Source organism: Caulobacter sp. HMWF025 (assembly GCF_003060965.1).
GTDB lineage: Bacteria > Pseudomonadota > Alphaproteobacteria > Caulobacterales > Caulobacteraceae > Caulobacter.
This window is the reverse complement of the sequence record NZ_QAII01000104.1, coordinates 34,710-53,918: the sequence shown is the minus strand read 5'-3', so window position 1 is coordinate 53,918 and position 19,209 is coordinate 34,710. Positions and strand designations below refer to the sequence as shown.

The following is a 19,209-nucleotide window of genomic DNA, read 5'->3' as shown; positions in this document are numbered from 1 at the left end:
CCCCAAAGGGGGAGGACAAGGCCGCACAAACCTCATCTTCCCCCCAAGGGGGAGGAGCGCCGAAGGCGCGGAGGGGGTGAGTGTCTGGTGCCTAGACCCGTTCCGGGATCCGCACCATCATCCGCTCATAGCCCTTCACGAAGCTGGAATAGACCCGGCTGGGTTCTTCCAGGACCTCGATCTTGGGGAAGCGCTTGAGGATCTCTTCCCAGACGATCTTCAGCTGCATCTCGGCCAGGCGGTTGCCCACGCAGCGGTGGATGCCGAAGCCGAACGACAGGTGACGGCGGGGATTTTCGCGGTCAATGATGAAGCTGTCGGCGTTCTCGATCACCGTGTCGTCGCGGTTGCCCGAGACGTACCACATGACGACCTTGTCGCCCTTCTTGATCTGCTTGCCGGCCAGCTCGACATCTTCCAGAGCCGTGCGGCGCATGTGGGCCAGCGGCGTCTGCCAGCGGATGATCTCCGACACCATCGACGGGATCAGCTCGGGATTGGCCCGCAGCTTGGCTTCCTGCTCCGGATTCTTCGACAGGGCGTAGAGGCCGCCGGTCAGGGAATTGCGGGTCGTGTCATTGCCGCCGACGATCAGCAGGATGATGTTCCCCAGATACTCCATGGGCGGCATGTTCTTGGTGGCTTCACCCTGGGCCAGCATCGAGATCAGGTCACCGCCCGGCTCCTCGGCATTGACCCGCTCGTTCCAGAGATTGGTGAAATAGGCCAGGCACTCCAGCAGTTCGGCCCGGCGGGCGTCCTCGCTCTCGATCAGGCCGCTCTCCGGCGAGGCGGTGGCGATGTCCGACCAGCGGGTCAGCTTGCGGCGCTCTTCCCACGGGAAGTCGAACAGGGTGGCCAGCATCTGGGTGGTCAGCTCGATCGAGACGCGGTCGACCCAGTCGAAGGGTTCGTTGACCGGCAGGGCGTCGAGGATCAGGTTCACCCGCTCGCGGATCAGGCCTTCCAGCTTGGCCAGATTCTGCGGCGAGACGATCGGGCTGACGGTCTTGCGCTGGATGTCGTGCTTGGGCGGGTCCATGGCGATGAACATCGGCAGGACGAAGTCCTCGTCGAAGTTCCGGATGGTGATGCCGCCCAGGTGCGCATCGGACGAGAACACCGCGTGATTGGTGTCGACAGCCATGATGTCGTTGTACTTGGTCACCGACCAGTAGGGGCCGGTCTCCTCGTCGCCCTTGGAATAGTGGACCGGGTCCTCTTTCCGCAGTCGCTCGAAATAGGGCCACATGGCGTCGGCCTTGAACAGGGCCGGATCGGCAACATGCAGGTCCTCAAGCGGAATGGACCAGGCTTTGGCGCGCGCATCGGCGCTCAGATCGATTGAGCCGTCGCTCATGAGACCCTCCCACGGATCGTTGTTTTCCGTATCACGCCAGAAAATGACGCCTGTGTCACCTTTCTTTGTGCAGCTCCGTGCATCTTGCGCGAAGCCCGGCTCGGGTCCATCTGTCGGGCATGTTCATCCAGACCGAAACCACCCCCAATCCCGAGGTGCTGAAGTTCCTGCCCGGCCGCGAGGTTCTGGGGGATGGAGCGCGCGAATTCCGGACCTCCGAGGACGGCGACGCCTCGCCGCTGGCCCGCGCCCTGTTTGACCTGGGCGACGTCACCCGGGTCTTTTTCGGGCCGGACTTTCTGACCGTGACCAAGGGCGAGGACGCCCAGTGGCCGCATCTGAAGGCTCCGATCCTGGCCGCGATCATGGACCATTTCACCAGCGGCCGGCCGCTACTGCTGGACCAGGTCCAGAGCGGACACGACGATGACGGCGTCTATGACGAGGAGACGAGCCAGATCGTCGCCGAGATCAAGGAGCTGCTGGATACGCGGATCCGACCGGCCGTCGCCCAGGACGGCGGCGACATCGTCTTCAACCGGTTCGAACCCGCCACCGGCGTGGTCTGGCTGCACATGCGCGGGGCCTGCTCGGGCTGTCCGTCCTCTTCGGCGACCCTGAAGTCCGGCGTCGAGAACATGCTCAAGCACTATGTGCCCGAGGTTACCCGGGTCGAGCAGACCCTCTAGAAATTTCCGGGCCGTACCTTGCGCGGCTTTTGGCTCGACTTATATTGTAACTACCAAAGTTGCTGATACCCCATCAAGGACCGCTCATGGCCAAGCTCGATGCCGCCGCGCTCGCCCAACTGTTCACCGAAGCGCGGACGCGCAACGGCTGGAAGTCCGATCCGATCCCCGAGCCCGTCCTGCGCGAGCTCTATGACCTGGTGAAGTTCGGCCCCACAGCGGCCAACTCGACCCCGGCCCGCTTCGTGTTCGTGACCAGCCCCGAGGCCAAGGCCAGGCTGGCGGCCCTCTCGTCGGGCTCGAACGGCCCCAAGATCCTGGCGGCCCCGGTCACGGTGATCATCGGCTACGATCTCGACTTCCCGGAGACCCTCGACAAGCTGTTCCCTCACGCCCCCGGTGCCAAAAACTGGTTCGGCGACCCGGTCGCCAAGGAATGGGGCGCATTCCGCAACAGCTCCCTGCAGGGCGGCTACTTCATCCTGGCGGCCCGGGCTCTCGGTCTGGACGTCGGAGCCATGTCGGGTTTCGACAATGCCGGCGTCGATGCGGCCTTCTTCGAGGGCACCCACATCAAGTCCAATTTCATCGCCTCGATCGGCTACGGCACCGATGAAAACCTGTTCCCGCGCAGCCCGCGGCTCGACTTCGAGGAAGCCGCCAGCATCGTCTGACGACACAACCGGGGCAGGCTACGGCCGCCCCTGACCCTGGTGTCCGGGCCCGGCGCCTGTCGGCTCGGACAGGGTGGCGATCATGGCGCAGACGAGGCCTTCGGGCCGGTAGTCCATGGTCGCCGAGCCATTCAGTTCACCGCGCAGGCTGCGCTCGATCAGGCGTGAGCCAAAGCCGCGCCGGGTGGGTGGCGAGACCGCCGGCCCGCCGGTCTCCCGCCAGTGCAGCTGCAGGTCACGCCGCTCGGGATCATAGGTCCAGTTCAGGGCCACGTGGCCGCCGTCACAGGACAGGGCTCCGTACTTCAGGGCGTTGGTCGCCAGTTCGTGAAAAATCAGGGCCATGGTCAGCGCTCCGCCCGGGGCAAGCCAGACGGCCGCCCCACCCAGCACAATGCGGCCGGCCGCTTCGGCAAAGGGGGCCAGGGCGCGATCCGCCACGGCCCGCAGGTCCGCGCCATGCCAGCTCTCCTGGGTCAGCACATCATGGACCCGGGACAGGCCCATCAGGCGCGCCTCGAACTTGTCAAAGGCGATCAGGGGGTCGGGCTCGGTCTTCAGGGTCTGGGCCGCCATCGACTGAACCGTGGCGAGGGTGTTTTTCACCCGGTGGTTCAGCTCATTGATCAGCAGGCGCTGCTGCCCCTGATAGTGACGCTGCTCGTACTCGGCCGCCTTGCGGTCGCCGATGTCGGATATTATCAGCAGCAGATAGGGCGGATCATCGCCGGTCTGGATCGGCGAGACCGTCAGGTGGATCCAGATCAACTCCCCCGTATCGCCCGCCAGGATCTGTCGCTCGGCGACAAAACTGTCCCGCTCGCCCGCAAGAAGCGCCCGGGCCGCCGAAATGGTGTCGTCTCGCTCGCTCTCCGGGACCAGATCGCGGAACTGGCCGGCCTGCAAGGCTTCACGGCTGCGCTGCACGATGGCGCAGAACTGGTCGTTCATCTCGAGAAAGCGGCCTTCAGCCGCCACGCGGGCCACACCCATGGCCGCCTGGGTGAAGACCGCGCGATAGCGGGCTTCAGCCGCCTGCAGCTGCCGCCGGGCCTCAACCGCTTCGGTCACCACCTCGGTGTAGAGCACCAGCCCGGCCACGCTTCCGCCGTCGGTCCGCCAGGGGGCCATGGACCAGCGGATCCACTGCACCTTGCCGTTGCGGTCGACGTAGCGGTCACCCTCGCCACTGCGCAGCTCAATACCTTCGGCCAGCACCCGGGCATGCAGGTCACGCCAGACCTGGGGGATTTCCGGAAAGACCTCGTAGTGCCGGCGGCCGATCAGCAGCGTGTCCGCCGGCAGGTCCTGGTCGGTCAGGAACTGGTGCGACGCCGCCAGATAGCGCATGTCCCGGTCAAAGATCGCAATGCCCAGTGGCGCATGTCTCAGGGCCGTGGCGACACTGGGAGACACCGCCGGAGGGGCGACATCGTCAGTCATCCTGGCCCATCCTGAGCGCCCCTTCGACAGCACGTGACAACGCGTTCCCGATCCTGCGGATGTCGCAGCAAGCCCCGGATGCTCCTGTCAGGCTACGCTTCACAAAAGGCAGAGTCACCGGAATTGACCCGGCAGGAGATCACGTCAGCGTGCCGGGGATAGGCCCGGTTAAAGCCCGCGGGCCACGAACCAGCCGTTGCGGAAGCCCTGGTCGGCCTTGCCGTAGAGAAAGGCTCCGCCGTCCGGCATCGTGAAGCGCCCCCCGGCAGCCACCAGAATGGCATGGCCGGCGGCGGTGTCCCATTCCATGGTCGGCCCATGGCGGGGATAGATGTCGGCTGAACCCTCGGCGATGCGGCACATCTTGATCGAGGAATCCATCGGTGTCCGGAGGTCAAAGCCGTACTCGGCAGCCAGTTCGGCGGCGCGCTCTTCCTTCATGGTGTGGCTGACCAGCGCCACAGCCTGTCCGGTCGGCCAGGGCCGCACCGTAACCGGCAGTTCCGGAGCCTCCGGCGACAGGCGCTTGAGTACACCTTCGGCCGCCGTGAACCACACCTCGCCCGTCGCCGGGGCGCAGATCGCGCCGGCTACCGGCACACCGTTCTCGATCAGACCGATATTGACGGTGAAGTTGGGATCGCCGCGGACGAAGGCCTTGGTGCCGTCGACCGGATCGACCAGGAAGAACCGCGGGCCGATGTCCTCGGGGGCCCCGAACTCGCTGGCATATTCCTCGGAGACGGTCGGCACGCCGGGGAACTGTTCGGCCAGCCGCTGAAGGATCAGGCGCTCGCCGGCACGGTCCGCCTCGGTCACGGGACTGGAGTCAGCCTTCTGGCTGACGTCCAGCTCTGTCCGCCAGAACGGCAGGATGACCGTCGCCGCTTCCTCGGTGATGGCCGCCAGCGCGCGCCCCCAGTCGGCGAGGGGCAGGGCAGCGAGGGGAAGGTCGGAGACGCTCATCAGATCCTCATGTCACGATCCCCGGGGATCGTCCCCGACAAAGACCAGGGTCACGCGCTGGGCGTCGATGGTCTGCTTGCCGGCATCTTCAAAATTGACGGTGATGCGATGGCCGATCACGGACTGGACCTGGCCCAGGCCCCAGTCGGGCTGGTCGGGGTGGCTCACAAGCACGCCGGGTTCGAGAAACGGATCCATTGCCCGCCCCTGATAGGCGCACCGCCCGGTTTGCCAAAGCCTCAAATCACGGCAGACTCGCCGGCATGACCGACACTGCCGCACCCGAGACCGCCGCCCCCGCCCCTGCACCCGCCGCTGTGGATGTGAACGGGCCCGACTTCGCGGCCATGCTGGCGGCGCGCCTGTGCCACGACTTCATCAGCCCGGCCAGCGCGATCGTGTCCGGCCTGGACCTGCTGGAGGATCCGGGTGCCCAGGACATGCGCGAAGACGCCATGAGCCTGATTGCCTCGTCGGCGCGAAAACTGGCCGACCTGCTGCAGTTCTGTCGCGTCGCGTTCGGGGCTTCGGCCTCGGCCGAGGCGTTCGACTCGCGTGAACTGGAAAAGCTCGCCGGCGGCGTATTCGAGCACGTTCGGCCGAGCATGGTCTGGGCGATCGAGCCCCAGGCGATGAACAAGCCGTCGGCCCGCGCCATCCTGAACATCGCCCAGCTGGCGGCCAGCGCCCTTCCGGCCGGTGGTGTCGCCACCTTGCGGGGCCTGGCGGTAGAGGGTCGCTACTGCATCACGGCCGACGCCGTGGGCCCGCGGGCCCGCCTGCGGCCGGAAGTGCTGGCCGGCCTGCGGGGCGAAGCCCTGGTGGAAGGTCTCGGCGGCCCCTGGGTCCAGGCGGCCTATCTGCATGCCCTGGTCCGCGCGGCCGGAGGGCAGGTCGGGGTCGAGATCGGCGAAGAACGCGTCAGCCTTGCGGCCTGGGTGCCGGTCTGAGCCAAACCGGGCTGAAAAGCACCGTTTCGCACGACGGTGTCACTGCTCCTTAACCTGGCTGCCCGACGATGGGGGTCTGGATGGGAGCTTAACGTGAAGACCTGCCTCGTGGTCGATGACAGCCGGGTGATCCGCAAGGTCGCACGCCGTGTCCTCGAAGACATCGGGTTCGAGATCGCTGAAGCCGGTGACGGCATGGAAGCGCTCGCCTGGTGTCGCGCCGCCATGCCTGACGCCGTCCTGCTCGACTGGAACATGCCGGTGATGAATGGCATCGAGTTCCTGCGCCAGCTGCGCACGGAACCGGGCGGCGGTGAGCCCGTGGTCGTATTCTGCACCGTCGAGAATGACGTTGAGCACATCCGTATGGCCCTGGATGCCGGAGCCAACGAATACATCATGAAGCCGTTCGACGGCGAGATCATCGCGGCGAAGTTCGCCGAAGCAGGCCTGCTATGACGCCTGAGGACATGGATCTGCTGGCGGCGCTCGCCCGGGCCCGCGCCGGGCTTCGGGTGGATGTCGACCGCGTCTATCTGGTCGAAAGCCGTCTGGGGCCCCTGGCCCGCCGTGAAGGCTTCGACTCGATCGAGGCCATGCTGGCGATCCTGCGCGAGAAGCGTGAGGACCGGCTCATCTGGGCCGTTGTCGAAGCCCTGACCTTCAGCGAGACCAGCTTTTTCCGGGATCGTACGGTCTTCGCCCACCTGCGGGATGATGTCCTGCCGACCCTGTCGCGACGCCGTCGGGACCAGCCGGTCAGGATCTGGAGTGCGGCCTGCTCCACCGGCCAGGAAGTCTACTCCCTGGCCATGGCCGCCGCCGAAGCCAGCGACCTTGAACCTGGAACCCGGTTCGAATTCTTCGGGTCGGACCTCTCCGAGCGCTGCCTGGAGAAGGCCCAGAGCGGCCTCTACACCCAGTTCGAGGTCCAGCGCGGCCTGCCCATCCGCCTGCTGGTCAAGCACTTCACCAACCAGGATGAGACCTGGGAGATTTCGCCGCGCATTCGCCAGGCCGTCCGCTGGAAGCGGATCAACCTGCTCAGCGACCTGTCATCGCTCGGGCAGTTCGACATGATCCTGCTGCGACATGCCCTGGACGATCTGGACCCTGCCCTTCACGGCAGAATTCTCGACAACCTGGCCTCGCGCCTGACCCACGACGGCGTTCTGGTGCTCAGCCCGCATGATCGCGCCGACACCCTGACCGGGTCTCTGGTTGCGGTCGCCGGTCAGCCCGGCCTGTTTGCCCAGGGCCCCGAGCACCAACGCGCGGTCGCCTGAAGCCGGGCCTCCCCGGCCCCCCCGAAATCGACCAGAAGCGCGTCCGCGCGGATCCGGCGCAGAAAGAAGCCCGCCGACAGAAGCCGGCGGGCTGCGAGTTTTTGGTCGGGAGGAAGACGAAAGGCGCAGACGCTGACCCGGCAGGGTCAGTCGGGGCGCGCCCGGAGAATGCTCTAGTTCTTGGCGTCCTTGGCCGTGTCCGTGACGGCCTTGCCGGCCGAGGTCACGTCCTTGCCGGCCCCTTCAATGGTGTTGCAGGCAGCGACGGACAGGGTGGCGGCCAGAACGGCGAAAATCATCAACTTGCGCATGGGGTGGCTCCAAGACTTTGCCCGGATGGGCGTGAGGCGGCTCGCCTCAACAACGCCCCCGGCGAAGCTAGGTTCCCGGAACCTCGGGCGTCGGAAACACCAGGCGGACCAGCAGGCCGCGCCCGCTCGGCTGGCCCTCGAAGGTGAGCGTCCCCCGCAACTGGCGGGCAAAGGCGTTCATCAGGGTTCGCCCGACCCCTTCCCCGGGGCCCTCCGGCGCGCCGCCGCCGTCGTCGCCAATGGACAGTTCGGCCTCATCCCCGCGGACCACGAAACTGACGGAGAGCACGCCACCCCGGGCGTGGAAGGCATGCTTCTGGGCATTGGTGATCGCCTCAACCGCAAAAAGGGCGATGGGGGCCAGCCGGTCCGGATCGATCACCAGCGGATCGGCATGGACCTCGGTTCGCACGACCCCGGAGCCCGAAATATCGCCGACGAGCAGCTGGGCCGTGAGCTCCTCCAGGAAGGGCCGCAGGTCCACCCGCTTGAGGTCCGGGCCCTGGTAGAGGGCGCGATAGATCTGGGCCAGGGCCGTGATCCGCTGGCGGGTATCGTTCATCGCGGCCTTGGCCACCGGATCGGTCAGGCCCCGCTGCTGCATGTTCAGCAGCGAGGTGATGATCTGCAGGTTGTTCTTCACCCGGTGGTGGATCTCGCGCATCAGCGCGTCCTTTTCCGCCAGCGACTCCATCAGCGAGGCATCACGGGCGACGATCGCTCCGGCCATGTCATCCAGGGTGGCGGCCAGTTCGCGGATCTCCGGTGGAGCCCGTTCAGCCTGCAGGGGCCGGACCGTAAAGCGTCCGCGCGCATAGATGGCGGCGACGCGCTGCAGATAGACGATCCAGCGCACCACCGCTCGCTCGGCGGCATAGAGAACCGCGCCCAGCGCCAAGCCGAAGGCCAGAAGCGGCAGGACCACGCGGGAGATCGGGTTGATCCACGCCCACGAGACCAGGCCCGGTGACGGGGCCGAAAGGATCAGAAAGACGCTCTCATCGACAAGAGGCGCGGCCGAATAGGTTCGCTTGTGACCGGCGAGATCGCCGGCGGACCAGAGCAAGGTGCCGCGCGCCATCACCCGGGCGCGCCAGCCTGCGGGCGGAGCGGAAAAGGCTGCGCGGTCGGTTGCGGCGAAGATCTTGCCATGGGAGTCGGCCAGGGCGATTTCAGCCCCTTCGGGCATGAAACGGTTTGCGGTTTCGAGGCGCAGGCTGCGCAAGGTCAGGACCGCGACCATCGCGCCGGTGAAGCGCTGGTCGGGTCCTTCAGCCCGCACGGCCGCGAGCACCGCAGGCTCGCGGGCATAGGCCACGCCCGGCGCACTGGCGACGACCAGGTGCTGACCGCCGGCAAGGGCCCGAAACCAGGCCCGCCCGGCGCGGCCCGCATCCGGCGGCGTCGTGGCCGCTGCACACGAAACCCGGCCCCGCGCGTCAAAGCGAATGAGATTGGCATAGCCCGGCAGGCGCGCCTGGACATCATTGAGCCGGCGGGTGCATTCCAGGCCGACCGACCCGGGACCCAGGGTCTGAAGCAGGACGCCGGCGGCTTCGATCCGGGCCCGGGCAATCGCTGCACTTCGTCCCACGGCCAGTTCCAGACTCTGCCGGCGGGAATCGGCTTCGGCCCGGAACGCGAAGACCGATTGCAGGCCCCCCAGCACCAGCACCGGCAGGAGCGCAACACAGAGCGCGGCCGCGAGGCGAACCCGGATGGAATTGGCAACCGACGCGTTCCGGCCTGAAAAGGACCTCACCGCAACGCGCTCAGGCGCTCCGCATCGGCCAGGATCGCCCCCATGGCGTCGCCGGCGGATCTCCCGTCACGGTCATAGGCCCCCGCGTCGAGAATGGCCTGCAGCGCGCGCCGCGCGCGGCTGACCCGGCTCTTCACCGTACCGACCGCACAGCCGCAGATCTCGGCGGCTTCCTCATAGGCAAAGCCGCCCGCACCGACGAGGATCAGGGCTTCCCGCTGTTCCGCGGGCAACATGCAGAGGCCAAGGCGAAGCTCGTCGAGGGCGACGGGGGCTTCCGGGTTGTCGACGGCCACCAGGGTTCGCTCGGCGGCTTCCTGGTCCAGCTGGCTCTGGCGCCACGACTTGCGCTTTTCGGAATAGAACTGGTTGCGCAGGATCATGAAGGTCCAGGCCTTCATGTTGGTACCGAGCTGAAAACTGGCCCGCGCGTCCCAGGCCTTCATCATCGCGTCCTGGGCCAGGTCGTCGGCGGCGGTGGGATCTCCGGTCAGGGTGCGGGCAAACGCCCGCAGATGCGGGATCAGCGTGACCAGTTCCGTCTTGAAAACCCGGTCGCGCGGGGGATCGACAGGCGACCGTCCGACCTGGATCTCCGTCTCCGCCATGCTCACTGGCCACTCGCCGGCGCGTCGGCCTTCCTGAGGATATCCAGGAACTCGTCCGGAACCGGCTCGTTGACGACCTCGTCGAACATCTGGCGCAGCTTCACGCCGATGGCCTGCTGCCGAAGCCGCGCTTCATCAAGGGCGGCGGCGCTTTTGCGGTGGTCATCCATGGGTGCGTGTTCGATCATGTCCTCGACGCCGGTATAACGCGACGCCCGCCCCCTTTGGCCGGATGAGTGTCTGCCAGAGGTCAACGCCGTTTTCCGTATCCGGTTCCCGAAGCTTGGGCACAGGATTGCAAAATTTCGCACCGGGCGGAACCAGCTTCATCCGGAAGGCGTTTAGATGACTGAGTGAACGGTCTAGCTTGGCCGTCGTTTCGTATTCGAAGACACCGCATCGGGAGGGGTCATGAGTCTTCTTGCCCGGCTGGCGCCGCATCTGCCCTATATTCGCCGCTACGCCCGCGCCCTCACCGGGGATCAGAAAACCGGGGACCACTACGTACGGGTCGCCCTCGAAGCCCTGGCCGGTGGTGAGCGGTCCCTGGACGCCGGCCTGTCCCCGCGCGTTGCGCTCTACCGGGTCTTTCATGCCATCTGGCTTTCATCCGGTGCCCAGCTCGAAGCCCGCAACGAGGACACGACGTCACCGGCCGATGACGCGGCCCACCGGCTGATGCGTATCGCGCCCCGTTCCCGTCAGGCGTTCCTGCTGACGGCCCTGGAGGGCTTCACGCCCACCGAGGCCGCCCAGATCCTCGGCTGCGCGTTCGGCGACGTCGAGAGACTGATCGCCGAAGCCCAGACCGAGATCGACGCCGAGCTGGCGACCGAAGTGCTGATCATCGAGGACGAGCCGGTGATTGCCGCCGACATCGAGGCGCTGGTGCGGGAACTCGGCCACGAGGTCACCGAAATCGCCGCAACGCGTGGTGAAGCAATCGAGGCCGTGGCTCGCCGGACGCCGGGACTGGTGCTGGCCGACATCCAGCTGGCTGACGGATCTTCGGGCATCGACGCGGTCAAGGACATCCTGGCCCGACTGGACGTGCCGGTGATCTTCATCACGGCCTTCCCGGAACGCCTGCTGACCGGCGAGCGTCCCGAACCGACCTTCCTGATCACCAAGCCGTTCCAGCCGGAAACGGTAAAGGCGGCCATCGGACAGGCGCTGTTTTTCCACCCGCGCCGCAGCCAGAAGGCCGCTTAGGCCTCAAGGCCCGAAAGGAAAGGCCGCCCCGGTCAGGGCGGCCTTTTCCCGTTATGCACCTGGTCCGAACCCGATCAGCCGGCCGGCGGCGCGGTCTGGCGGGCCGGGCTTTGCCGGGTATCGAAGCGCTCGGCCTCCGCCGGCGTCTTGACACCATTATTGTGCTCCACCGACGCCAGATCACCGGAACGGAAGCCCCAGGCCCCGAACAGGGCCATGGCCGCCAGGACCGTCGATACGACCAGGATCCAGAAGATGTGCCGCCCCCATCGCCCCTGCCGGGCCCGTGTGGCGCTGATGCTTTGAGCGGGCCGGGAAAGGTCTGTGGACATGATGGTCTCCTTGCGCACTTCCCGAGGCCGGTCTGGTGCCCGGGACCTGCCCGGCCCCTGGTGGCCATGGGGCGTCAGGCCGTCAGATTTTGTCCCCGTGAAAACAACGTCCCCCACCCTCCGACGTTCCGGCCGCAGTCGGCCTCAAGCGACGCGAAAAAAGTTCGCAGAAGCGGGAACCCGCTTCGCCCGAATGCATTTTGAAGGGTGCGGAGGCGGCGACGCCCCCCCGACTTGAGGCTGGTGCAAACCAGCCTGCCGCCTCCGCACCCCCCCTTTGATCATGATGCGCTGAAGCCCGCAGGGGCCGCCCGAACCCTGGAGCCCTGGCGCGCTGCTTCACCGGCCGCGGCGCGCCAGAGCGCAGGGTTCCCCGACGGCTGTGCAGGGAACCGGCGGCAAGCTTGGCCGTTTGCGCTGCCGGGACCCTGCTGAAGGAGCTGTCGGTGCGCCGCGTCGAGATCATTGCCAATATCGCCTCGGGCTCGGTCCAGACGGACGCGCGCCAGGTGGCTGAACGCCTTCTGGCCGAACACGGCATCACGGGAACGGTGCATACGCCGGAGGGCGGTACCCTGATCGAGGTGCTTCGTCGGGCCATCGACACCGCGCCCGATGCCGTGTTCATCATCGCCGGCGACGGAACCGCGCGGGCTGCGGCGGAAATGTCCGGCCCGGATGGACCGCCCATCGCGCCCCTGCCCGGTGGGACCATGAACATGCTGCCCCATGCCCTGTATGGCGATCGGACCTGGCCCGTCGCCATGGCCGAGTGCCTGGAACGGGGCGTCCCGAAAATGGTTTCAGGCGGTGAGATCTCGGGCCACCTGTTCTTCGTCGCGGCGATCCTCGGCAGCCCCGCCCTGTGGGCGGATGCCCGCGAGGCCGCCAGGGCCGGGCAGTTTCGGCTTATGACCCTGCGGGCCCAGCGCGCCCTGAAGCGGGCCTTTTCCGGGCGGCTGCGGTTCTCCCTGGACGGGCGGCCGCGACAGAAGACCGAGGCCCTGACCCTCACCTGTCCACTCGTCTCCGATGAGCTGGACAATGACGCCCGCGCGCTCGAGGCCGCCGCTCTTGACCCGGCCTCGGCGGTCGATGTCCTGCGGCTGGGCCTCAGCGCCCTCGCGGGCACCTGGCGTGAGGACCCCTCGGTCAGTATGGGCCGTTGCCGGACCGGTCGGGTCTGGGCTCGCGGACACATTCCCGCGCTGCTCGACGGAGAACCTGTCAGACTGGGACCCAGCGTCCAGATCCGCTTCCGGCCCAAAGCTTTCCGGGCCCTGGCGCTGCCGGAGTGAGTGTGTCTCTCAGGGTCATCCAGGTTTCAGACATCCACTTCGGCGGCGAGAACCGTATCGCAACCGAAGCCGCGCTTGTGCAGTTCGCAGCCCTTGAGCCCGACCTTCTGATCGTCGCCGGCGATCTGACGCGGGACGGCGCAACACCCGAATTCGAGGCTGCGCAGGCCTGGCTTGAGCGCGTCCAGCGACCCCAACTGATCGTGCCCGGCAACCACGACACCCCCTATCTCGGGCCGGGTGAGATCCTTGAGCGACTGCTTCATCCCTGGCGGCGCTACAGACATCGCTTCGGGACTGAAGACGACGCCGCCTGGACAGGGGCGGATGCCGCCGCCTTCACGCTCAACACCGCACGCGGAGCCCAGCTGCGCTGGAACTGGTCCAAGGGCGCGGTCTCCGGGGCGCAGGTCTTCCGCCTCCGGCAAAGGCTGGGGTCCGTGGCCGACACGGCGGTCCGCATCGTCGTCTGCCATCACCCCCTGATCGAGATCACCGGGGGCCCGATGACGGCCAGGGTCCGGGGCGGGACACTGGCGGCCGAAACCCTGGTCCAGGCCCGGGCGGACCTCGTCCTGTCCGGCCATATCCACACCCCCTTCGTCGCCGCCTATCCGTTCGGCGACGGCAAGACCGTGGCGGTGGGATCAGGAACCCTCTCCGTCCGCGAGCGCGGCGCACCCCCCAGCTTCAACCTCATTGAAGTCGAGGGTGCCGATATCCGGGTCACGGCCTTCGCCCTCGAACGCACAAGGTTCCAGGTCTGGAGAAGCTGGGCCTTCGAGCGCAGGCGGAGTACCGGGATCTGACACGAAAAACGGCGCGGCAACCGCCGCGCCGTTTCCGGTTTCAGTCCCGAACCTGGCCTGAGCGTCAGGCCGGCAGCGGGTAAGCCCAGGTCTCGCCGGTGCCCGTCGACGCCGCAAACTGGGCATCGGCCAGCGACCAGTTGGCCAGGGTGTCAAACCAGGCCTCAAGGAAGCCCTTCCGGTTGTTCTGGTGATCCAGATAATAGGCGTGCTCCCAGACATCGCAGACCAGCAGCGGGGTGACGCCGTCCTGGGTCACCGTGGTGGCCGCATCGTGGGTCGAGATGACCTTCAGGGCACCGCCCTCGACTACCAGCCAGACCCAGCCCGAGGCGAAGTGACCGACGCCTTCGGTCACGAAGGCCGCGCGGAGTCCGGCAAGGTCGCCGAACGCTGCGGTGATCGCGGCCGCGAGCGCGTCGCCCGGCGCGGTGCGGGTCGGGCTCATGGCGTCCCAGAAAAAGGCGTGGTTCCAGGCCTGGGCGGCGTTGTTGAACACCTTGCCGGGGGCGGCGGCCTTGATGACCGCTTCCAGCGAGCCCTGATCGTCACCGTTCAGGAGCCCGTTGAGGGCCGTGACATAGGCGGCATGGTGCTTGTCGTGATGGAAATGCAGGGTGTTGGCCGACACCGTCGGCTCAAGCGCGTCATAGGCATAGGGAAGCGCGGGAAGCGAATACATGATGACTCCACGGGATGGCGTTCCCCAAAGGGGGAGGAGCGGGAACGCAGCAACAAACGGGATTTAGCGGGGCGGGCGCCGCGTTTCCATAAAGGCCTTGGCGACAGCGGCCGTCAGGGTCGGATTTTTCAGGACAAACACCCCGGCGGCGACGGCCGCACCCAGGGACAGCAGCGGACGGTCGCGAACAATGCCGACCATCTTCTCGGCCAGGCCGTAGGCATCAGGTTGGGCCGCCGCGCTGGGCGGCTGCCGGCTTTCCGCACGGCGCGCCGCAAGCAGTCCGGCGATCGCCACGATCAGGGCGGCAACCCCCGCGACCGCAGCCGCCGCGCCTGCGGCGCCGATCCTGGTCTCAAGAACGGCGTACAGGGCAAAGGCCGCTGCAAAGACGCTCACGGCGGCAGCGGCGGCAATCGCCGCTGCAGCCGCCAGCGTCATCAGGGTTTTTTCGAAGATCACCGGTTGTTGTTGCGGCTGCCGGCGATCAGCAGGCCCAGCAGTACGCCGACGCCGAGGCCGGCCAGGGTCGCTGCAATGGGACGTTCGCGAACACGTTCGGAAACATAGCGCTGGGCTTCGTCCAGCTGCTGTCCGGCCGTGTCGGTATAGGTACGGCTTTGGGCCTGGAGCGTCTCAAGGCCTTCAGACACCGACTTCTCGACGCGACGGGCGGCCTCGGCGAGCGAGACCTTCGCGGCGGCAGCAGCTTCGGCAAAGCTGTGCTCGGCATGATTAACGGCGGTCTCTGCGGCGGCCTTCACCTTTTCGGCGTCCTTGGCAGCGGTCTTAAGAACGTTCGCAGTCATCGTCATCTCCGGTTCGCGGCGCAGCCAACAAGGCGAGTTGGCGGTCAGGACTAGGCCTCGTCAACGCGATGCCCTGACGCCGGGTTCCATAATAGACTGCCGCAAACGCCTTCACCACAGCCGAATCATCATCGACACTCGCGTCAGGCGCGAAGCGAGTCTATGGTCTGCGACATGGAGCATTCTCGTCCCGCGCTCGACGCCGACAGGGAGGCCACCCGGGTGCGCGCGGTGAGTGCGTTCAGGGGCCTGCGGCGTCCGGTGGACGATCCAAAAATAGCGCGACTGCTGCATCTCGCCGTGCGGCTGTTCGACGCCCGGCAGGCCGAACTGCTGCTCATAGATCATGATGGCCTGACAGGCCTGGCCTGCCTCGGTCCAGCCTCCCGCCACAGCCCCGCGTTCGAACGCCTGGCAGGGTTGATCGTGACCGGCGGCAAGCCGCTGATCGAGGATGAGGGCCCGGCGCAGGCTTCGACGCGCCCGAACGGCTCGGATGGCCATGGCCGGTTGGCCGCAGCGCCCCTGATCGATCCGGCCGGTCACGTGGTCGGCATGCTGCGGGTTGAGGGCCTGAACCTGGCCCGCGCCGTGGACCCGCTGGATCTTGACGCGCTTGCGGATCTTGCGGCCACGGCCATGGCCAGTCTGTTGAAAGCCGCAGGCCATGAGCGGCGGCGGGATCAGAGCCGCAATCTGGAGAGCGAGCGCCTGGCCCTGGCCATCGGCGCAGCCAGCCTCGGCGAGTTCGAATGGGACATTGCCGGCGACCGGTTCCGGATCAGCCCCCGCATGGCCAAGATCGCCGGCGTCCCGGAGGGCGAGATCCCCTCCGAAGGCGGCATGGCGCTGTTTGCCTTCGTTCATCCCGAGGACCGGGAAAGTACCAATGCCTCAGTTGCCGACCAGCTGGAAAAGCGTGGCCGCTACGAGGTCGAGTGTCGCCGGGTACCCGATGCCGATGGCCGAACCCACTGGACCCGCGCGGCCGGCGTCATGGTGCATGATGAGGCGGGGAGCCCGTCCCGCCTGATCGGCGTCGTTCAGGACATTACCGGTCGCCGGCTGCAGGACGAACAGCGCGAAAGCCTGCTGGCCGAACTCGACCACCGCATCAAGAACCTGCTGGCGGTCGTCCAGTCCGTGGCGGCTCAGTCAGCGCGAAAATCCTCGTCGCTCGATGCCTTCCTCAAGACCTTCGCCGCGCGCCTGAAGTCGATGAGTTCGGCCCACGACCTGCTGAGTGCCGCGCGCTGGCGGGGCGCGACCCTGGCCCGGATCGCCGCTGCGGAACTTGGCGGTCTGGCCCCGACCCAGACCCGCTGGGACGGTCCGGAACTGTTCCTGACCCCGCGGGCGGCCTCGGCCCTGTCCCTGACCCTGCACGAACTGGCCGTGAACGCGGTCAAGTACGGGTCCCTGTCGGTCGAGAACGGCAAGGTCGAGGTCGTATGGCGTCGCAGCGCCAGCGGCGGGTTCTCGCTGGAATGGCTGGAAACGGGGGGCCCCCCGGCTTCGCCGCCGACCCGGCGCGGGTTCGGCGCGACCCTGATCGAGGACGTGGTCGGTCGGGAGCTGGGTGGAACCGCCAGCATGGACTATCGCCGGAGCGGCCTGTGCGCCCTGATCCAGGCGGCCGCTGACGCCCTGGCTGAGGGCCCGCCGCCGGAACCGGCACCCAGTGCCACGCCCGAACGGATCGTCGAGACCCTGATTGCCGCCGACGAGACCATCCGGCCCGGCGCGATCGCCGGCCTGAAGGTGCTGATCGTCGAGGACAGCCTGCTCCTGGCTCTCGAGCTGGAAGCGGGTCTGGAAGATGCCGGCGTCGAGGTCGTGGGCTGCGCGGCCGAGCTGGGCGAAGCCCTTTCGATGCTGGGCCTGACCTTCGACGTCGCCGTGCTGGACGCCGACCTCAACGGCCAGTCGGTTGCCCCCGTCGCGGAGATGCTGCGCCGGGAAGGTCGGCCGTTCGTGTTTGCCACCGGCTATGCCGACAAGGCCGCACCCATGGGCTTTGACGCCCCGATCGTGCGCAAGCCCTACAATGTGCACCAGATCGCCCGGGCCATCGCTGACGTCACCGGGCGCAGCTAGATCACCTTGCGGGCCCGCAGGCCGGCGATGGTCTCGTCCGAATAGCCGGCGACCGCGCTCAGGACCGCGTCAGTGTGCTCCCCCAGGGTCGGAGCCGTCCAGCGCACCCCGCCGGGCGTTTCTGACAGGCGCGGGAAGGCGTTCTGCATCTTGACCTGGCCGAACACCGGATGCGGCACCGTGACGATCGACTCCCGGGCGATGTAATGCGGATCGGTCAGCATGTCGGGGGCCCGGTAGATCCGTCCCGTGGCAATACCGGCGTCTTCGAGCATCGGCAGCAGGGCCTCGATCTCATGGTCGGCGGTCCAGGCGGCGATGCGAGCGTCCAGTTCGGCCTGGTGGGCACCACGGGCCGCATGGTCGCGATAGCGGACATCGTCAGCCAGGTCAGGCCGGCCCATCAGGTCGCAAAGGCGCCGGAACAGCGTGTCCTGGTTGGCCCCGATCAGGATCAGCTCGCCGCTGCGGGTCGGATAGACGTTCGACGGCGCGATGCCCGGCAGCACCGCCCCCGACCGCTCGCGGACATAGCCGGTCAGGTCATATTCGGTGACCAGGTTCTCCATCACCGTCAGGACGCTTTCATAGATGGCCGTATCGATCACCTGGCCACGGCCGGTGGTCTGGCGGGCATGCAGGGCCATCATCACCCCGAGTGCCGCGTTCAGGCCCGACAGGCTGTCGCCGATCGAGATCCCCGCCCGGGCGGGATTGCGGTCAGGCTCGCCGGTAATGTGCCGCAGCCCGCCCATGGCCTCGCCGACCAGGGCATAGCCCGCCCGGTGCGAATAGGGTCCCGTCTGGCCAAAGCCCGAGACCCTGGCCATCACCAGACCCGGATTGTCGGCCGACAGGGCCTCATAGCCCATGCCCCACTTTTCCAGCGTGCCGGGGCGGAAATTCTCGACCACCACATCGGCCTTTGCGATCAGGCTGCGGGCCAGGGTCCGGCCCTCGTCGGTGCGCAGATCGACCGTGACGGATTTCTTGTTTCGGCCGATCACCGGCCACCAGGGTGACAGCCCCTGCGGCTTGGAGCGCCCCCACTGTCGCATCGGGTCGCCGGTCCCCGGGTCCTCCAGCTTGATGACCTCGGCCCCGAAGTCGCCCAGCACCTGACCGCAGAAGGGCCCGGCGATCAGCGAGCCCATTTCGATCACCCGCAGTCCGGCGAGGGGTCCGGTCGTCATCTGCCTATTCTCCCTGTAGCGCGGAACCGATCACAGCGCCGTGATGTTCTTTCCTGCACGACGGCGAACCGCGGCGCCGGAGCTTTACCCACCCCTACAGAAAAACATCCAGGGAAAGACAGCCATGACCCGTCAGATCCTTATCGTCAGCGCCGCGATCGCCGCGCTGAGCCTCGCCGCATGCGGCCAGAAGGTCGAAACCAAAGGGGCCGCCACCCCCAACGAACAGGCGATGACGCCCGACGCCAACCCTGCCGCCACCGTGCCCACCCCGGCCGACGAAACCAGGGCCGACGTCTTCGCCCTGAAGGCGGCCGACATGGACCTGTTCGAGATCGAGGCCGCCAAGCTGGTTGCTACCCGCTCGACCAATGTCCAGGTCAAGGCCTTCGCCAAGACCATGGAGGCGGCACACACCAAGAGCACGGCCGGCCTGACCGCCGCCATCACCGCCTCCGGCCTGCCGCTCACCCTGCCGACGACCCTCTCCAAGGACATGCAGGACAAGCTCGACGACCTCAGCAAGGCCAGCAATGAGGACTTTGACAAGAAGTATGCCGACGGCCAGGTCGATGCCCATCAGGCGGGCCTGAACCTGATGCAGCGCTATGCCCAGGACGGCGACTCGGCCGAAATCAAGACCTTCGCCGCGGCGACGGCGCCGACGATCCAGAAGCACCTGAACATGGCCGAAGGTCTCAAGAAGGGCTTCGTGAACTAGTCACGCT

The 19,209-nt window shown here is 67.2% G+C and carries 23 protein-coding genes; 10 read left to right on the top strand and 13 right to left on the bottom strand.

All coding sequences use genetic code 11. The features are described 5' to 3' along the window. Positions 1 to 91 precede the first annotated feature (91 nt). Positions 92 to 1,360, bottom strand: coding sequence for a cytochrome P450 (locus tag DBR10_RS11660; RefSeq protein WP_108503673.1), 1,269 nt, complete (start codon positions 1,358 to 1,360; stop codon positions 92 to 94). Positions 1,361 to 1,479: 119 nt separating this feature from the next. Here DBR10_RS11660 and DBR10_RS11655 point away from each other — a divergent pair, with 119 nt between their 5' ends. Both DBR10_RS11655 and DBR10_RS11650 read left to right on the top strand, forming a co-directional pair. Further along, on the top strand, positions 1,480 to 2,049 hold the full coding sequence (locus DBR10_RS11655) for a NifU family protein (RefSeq protein WP_108490081.1): 570 nt from the start codon (positions 1,480 to 1,482) through the stop codon (positions 2,047 to 2,049). An 86-nt stretch (positions 2,050 to 2,135) separates the two neighbouring features. After that, the gene (locus tag DBR10_RS11650) at positions 2,136 to 2,723 is read left to right on the top strand and encodes a malonic semialdehyde reductase (protein ID WP_108503674.1); all 588 of its coding nucleotides are present in this window, start codon (positions 2,136 to 2,138) and stop codon (positions 2,721 to 2,723) included. A gap of 18 nt (positions 2,724 to 2,741) precedes the next feature. Here the strand turns inward: DBR10_RS11650 and DBR10_RS11645 are convergent, their stop codons facing one another. The 3 genes from DBR10_RS11645 to DBR10_RS11635 all read right to left on the bottom strand — a co-directional run bounded on the left by DBR10_RS11645 (position 2,742) and on the right by DBR10_RS11635 (position 5,330). Further along, positions 2,742 to 4,166 (bottom strand): sensor histidine kinase, encoded by a 1,425-nt coding sequence (locus DBR10_RS11645; protein WP_108503675.1) that lies wholly within the window; start codon positions 4,164 to 4,166, stop codon positions 2,742 to 2,744. A 168-nt stretch (positions 4,167 to 4,334) separates the two neighbouring features. Next, a complete protein-coding gene (cysQ, locus tag DBR10_RS11640) occupies positions 4,335 to 5,132 on the bottom strand; it encodes a 3'(2'),5'-bisphosphate nucleotidase CysQ (RefSeq protein WP_108488441.1) in 798 nt (265 codons plus the stop codon). Positions 5,133 to 5,144: 12 nt separating this feature from the next. Beyond that, the gene (locus tag DBR10_RS11635) at positions 5,145 to 5,330 is read right to left on the bottom strand and encodes a DUF3553 domain-containing protein (protein ID WP_108488442.1); all 186 of its coding nucleotides are present in this window, start codon (positions 5,328 to 5,330) and stop codon (positions 5,145 to 5,147) included. 65 nt (positions 5,331 to 5,395) lie between these two features. On the opposite strand from DBR10_RS11635, the gene chpT reads away from it, so the two are divergent. From chpT to DBR10_RS11620, 3 genes are read left to right on the top strand one after another with little or no spacing between them, the layout of a single operon-like run. Then, entirely contained in the window at positions 5,396 to 6,082 is a 687-nt protein-coding gene (gene chpT, locus DBR10_RS11630) for a histidine phosphotransferase ChpT (protein ID WP_108504100.1), read from the top strand. 54 nt (positions 6,083 to 6,136) lie between these two features. Beyond that, a complete protein-coding gene (locus DBR10_RS11625) occupies positions 6,137 to 6,541 on the top strand; it encodes a response regulator (RefSeq protein WP_369831660.1) in 405 nt (134 codons plus the stop codon). Continuing rightward, positions 6,538 to 7,368, top strand: coding sequence for a CheR family methyltransferase (locus DBR10_RS11620; protein ID WP_108490095.1), 831 nt, complete (start codon positions 6,538 to 6,540; stop codon positions 7,366 to 7,368). The genes DBR10_RS11625 and DBR10_RS11620 overlap by 4 nt, the downstream gene beginning before the upstream one ends. A gap of 173 nt (positions 7,369 to 7,541) precedes the next feature. On the opposite strand, the gene DBR10_RS11615 is transcribed toward DBR10_RS11620, so the two are convergent. From DBR10_RS11615 to nepR, 4 genes are all read right to left on the bottom strand, one after another. Further along, the gene (locus DBR10_RS11615; RefSeq protein ID WP_108490096.1) at positions 7,542 to 7,679 is read right to left on the bottom strand and encodes an entericidin A/B family lipoprotein; all 138 of its coding nucleotides are present in this window, start codon (positions 7,677 to 7,679) and stop codon (positions 7,542 to 7,544) included. A 67-nt stretch (positions 7,680 to 7,746) separates the two neighbouring features. Continuing rightward, positions 7,747 to 9,441 carry a sensor histidine kinase PhyK gene (phyK, locus tag DBR10_RS11610; protein ID WP_108556354.1) on the bottom strand — a complete coding sequence of 565 codons (1,695 nt, stop codon included), beginning with the start codon at positions 9,439 to 9,441 and terminating at the stop codon, positions 7,747 to 7,749. Beyond that, the gene (locus DBR10_RS11605; protein ID WP_108490657.1) at positions 9,438 to 10,049 is read right to left on the bottom strand and encodes a sigma-70 family RNA polymerase sigma factor; all 612 of its coding nucleotides are present in this window, start codon (positions 10,047 to 10,049) and stop codon (positions 9,438 to 9,440) included. The genes phyK and DBR10_RS11605 overlap by 4 nt, the downstream gene beginning before the upstream one ends. Positions 10,050 to 10,051: 2 nt before the next feature. Continuing rightward, positions 10,052 to 10,237 carry an anti-sigma T factor NepR gene (gene nepR / locus DBR10_RS11600; RefSeq protein WP_108490656.1) on the bottom strand — a complete coding sequence of 62 codons (186 nt, stop codon included), beginning with the start codon at positions 10,235 to 10,237 and terminating at the stop codon, positions 10,052 to 10,054. Between the two features lie 223 nt (positions 10,238 to 10,460). Between nepR and phyR the strand changes: the two genes are divergently transcribed. Then, positions 10,461 to 11,261 (top strand): anti-anti sigma factor/receiver protein PhyR, encoded by an 801-nt coding sequence (phyR, locus tag DBR10_RS11595; protein ID WP_108503742.1) that lies wholly within the window; start codon positions 10,461 to 10,463, stop codon positions 11,259 to 11,261. A gap of 74 nt (positions 11,262 to 11,335) precedes the next feature. Here the strand turns inward: phyR and DBR10_RS11590 are convergent, their stop codons facing one another. Continuing rightward, entirely contained in the window at positions 11,336 to 11,593 is a 258-nt protein-coding gene (locus tag DBR10_RS11590) for a hypothetical protein (protein ID WP_108490556.1), read from the bottom strand. Positions 11,594 to 12,039: 446 nt separating this feature from the next. Here DBR10_RS11590 and DBR10_RS11585 point away from each other — a divergent pair, with 446 nt between their 5' ends. Both DBR10_RS11585 and DBR10_RS11580 read left to right on the top strand, forming a co-directional pair. Then, a complete protein-coding gene (locus DBR10_RS11585) occupies positions 12,040 to 12,891 on the top strand; it encodes a diacylglycerol/lipid kinase family protein (RefSeq protein WP_233243388.1) in 852 nt (283 codons plus the stop codon). A gap of 2 nt (positions 12,892 to 12,893) precedes the next feature. Continuing rightward, positions 12,894 to 13,700: a metallophosphoesterase family protein gene (locus tag DBR10_RS11580; RefSeq protein ID WP_335582559.1), complete on the top strand. Its 807-nt coding sequence runs from the start codon at positions 12,894 to 12,896 to the stop codon at positions 13,698 to 13,700. Between the two features lie 64 nt (positions 13,701 to 13,764). On the opposite strand, the gene DBR10_RS11575 is transcribed toward DBR10_RS11580, so the two are convergent. From DBR10_RS11575 to DBR10_RS11565, 3 genes are all read right to left on the bottom strand, one after another. Beyond that, positions 13,765 to 14,382 carry a superoxide dismutase gene (locus DBR10_RS11575; RefSeq protein ID WP_108490641.1) on the bottom strand — a complete coding sequence of 206 codons (618 nt, stop codon included), beginning with the start codon at positions 14,380 to 14,382 and terminating at the stop codon, positions 13,765 to 13,767. A 63-nt stretch (positions 14,383 to 14,445) separates the two neighbouring features. Next, on the bottom strand, positions 14,446 to 14,823 hold the full coding sequence (locus DBR10_RS11570; protein WP_233243386.1) for a hypothetical protein: 378 nt from the start codon (positions 14,821 to 14,823) through the stop codon (positions 14,446 to 14,448). Between the two features lie 17 nt (positions 14,824 to 14,840). Then, positions 14,841 to 15,191, bottom strand: a complete 351-nt coding sequence (locus DBR10_RS11565; protein WP_108503745.1) for a hypothetical protein — start codon at positions 15,189 to 15,191, stop codon at positions 14,841 to 14,843. Between the two features lie 174 nt (positions 15,192 to 15,365). Between DBR10_RS11565 and DBR10_RS11560 the strand changes: the two genes are divergently transcribed. Then, complete coding sequence (locus tag DBR10_RS11560; protein WP_108503748.1) at positions 15,366 to 17,288, top strand: HWE histidine kinase domain-containing protein; 1,923 nt, start codon at positions 15,366 to 15,368, stop codon at positions 17,286 to 17,288. Here the strand turns inward: DBR10_RS11560 and DBR10_RS11555 are convergent. Next, complete coding sequence (locus tag DBR10_RS11555) at positions 17,285 to 18,481, bottom strand: CaiB/BaiF CoA transferase family protein (protein ID WP_108503746.1); 1,197 nt, start codon at positions 18,479 to 18,481, stop codon at positions 17,285 to 17,287. The two genes, DBR10_RS11560 and DBR10_RS11555, sit on opposite strands and share 4 nt — an antisense overlap. Positions 18,482 to 18,605: 124 nt before the next feature. On the opposite strand from DBR10_RS11555, the gene DBR10_RS11550 reads away from it, so the two are divergent. Continuing rightward, positions 18,606 to 19,202, top strand: a complete 597-nt coding sequence (locus DBR10_RS11550) for a DUF4142 domain-containing protein (protein ID WP_108489764.1) — start codon at positions 18,606 to 18,608, stop codon at positions 19,200 to 19,202. Positions 19,203 to 19,209 lie beyond the last annotated feature (7 nt).

Excerpts from the sequence above, each read along its gene's own strand:
- DBR10_RS11660 (WP_108503673.1), bottom strand. The coding sequence starts at position 1,360 with ATGAGCGACGGCTCAATCGATCTGAGCGCCGATGCGCGCGCCAAAGCC.
- DBR10_RS11655 (WP_108490081.1), top strand. The coding sequence starts at position 1,480 with ATGTTCATCCAGACCGAAACCACCCCCAATCCCGAGGTGCTGAAGTTC.
- DBR10_RS11650 (WP_108503674.1), top strand. The coding sequence starts at position 2,136 with ATGGCCAAGCTCGATGCCGCCGCGCTCGCCCAACTGTTCACCGAAGCG.
- DBR10_RS11645 (WP_108503675.1), bottom strand. The coding sequence starts at position 4,166 with ATGACTGACGATGTCGCCCCTCCGGCGGTGTCTCCCAGTGTCGCCACG.
- cysQ (WP_108488441.1), bottom strand. The coding sequence starts at position 5,132 with ATGAGCGTCTCCGACCTTCCCCTCGCTGCCCTGCCCCTCGCCGACTGG.
- DBR10_RS11635 (WP_108488442.1), bottom strand. The coding sequence starts at position 5,330 with ATGGATCCGTTTCTCGAACCCGGCGTGCTTGTGAGCCACCCCGACCAG.
- chpT (WP_108504100.1), top strand. The coding sequence starts at position 5,396 with ATGACCGACACTGCCGCACCCGAGACCGCCGCCCCCGCCCCTGCACCC.
- DBR10_RS11620 (WP_108490095.1), top strand. The coding sequence starts at position 6,538 with ATGACGCCTGAGGACATGGATCTGCTGGCGGCGCTCGCCCGGGCCCGC.
- DBR10_RS11615 (WP_108490096.1), bottom strand. The coding sequence starts at position 7,679 with ATGCGCAAGTTGATGATTTTCGCCGTTCTGGCCGCCACCCTGTCCGTC.
- DBR10_RS11605 (WP_108490657.1), bottom strand. The coding sequence starts at position 10,049 with ATGGCGGAGACGGAGATCCAGGTCGGACGGTCGCCTGTCGATCCCCCG.
- nepR (WP_108490656.1), bottom strand. The coding sequence starts at position 10,237 with ATGATCGAACACGCACCCATGGATGACCACCGCAAAAGCGCCGCCGCC.
- phyR (WP_108503742.1), top strand. The coding sequence starts at position 10,461 with ATGAGTCTTCTTGCCCGGCTGGCGCCGCATCTGCCCTATATTCGCCGC.
- DBR10_RS11590 (WP_108490556.1), bottom strand. The coding sequence starts at position 11,593 with ATGTCCACAGACCTTTCCCGGCCCGCTCAAAGCATCAGCGCCACACGG.
- DBR10_RS11575 (WP_108490641.1), bottom strand. The coding sequence starts at position 14,382 with ATGTATTCGCTTCCCGCGCTTCCCTATGCCTATGACGCGCTTGAGCCG.
- DBR10_RS11570 (WP_233243386.1), bottom strand. The coding sequence starts at position 14,823 with ATGACGCTGGCGGCTGCAGCGGCGATTGCCGCCGCTGCCGCCGTGAGC.
- DBR10_RS11565 (WP_108503745.1), bottom strand. The coding sequence starts at position 15,191 with ATGACTGCGAACGTTCTTAAGACCGCTGCCAAGGACGCCGAAAAGGTG.
- DBR10_RS11560 (WP_108503748.1), top strand. The coding sequence starts at position 15,366 with ATGGAGCATTCTCGTCCCGCGCTCGACGCCGACAGGGAGGCCACCCGG.
- DBR10_RS11555 (WP_108503746.1), bottom strand. The coding sequence starts at position 18,481 with ATGACGACCGGACCCCTCGCCGGACTGCGGGTGATCGAAATGGGCTCG.
- DBR10_RS11550 (WP_108489764.1), top strand. The coding sequence starts at position 18,606 with ATGACCCGTCAGATCCTTATCGTCAGCGCCGCGATCGCCGCGCTGAGC.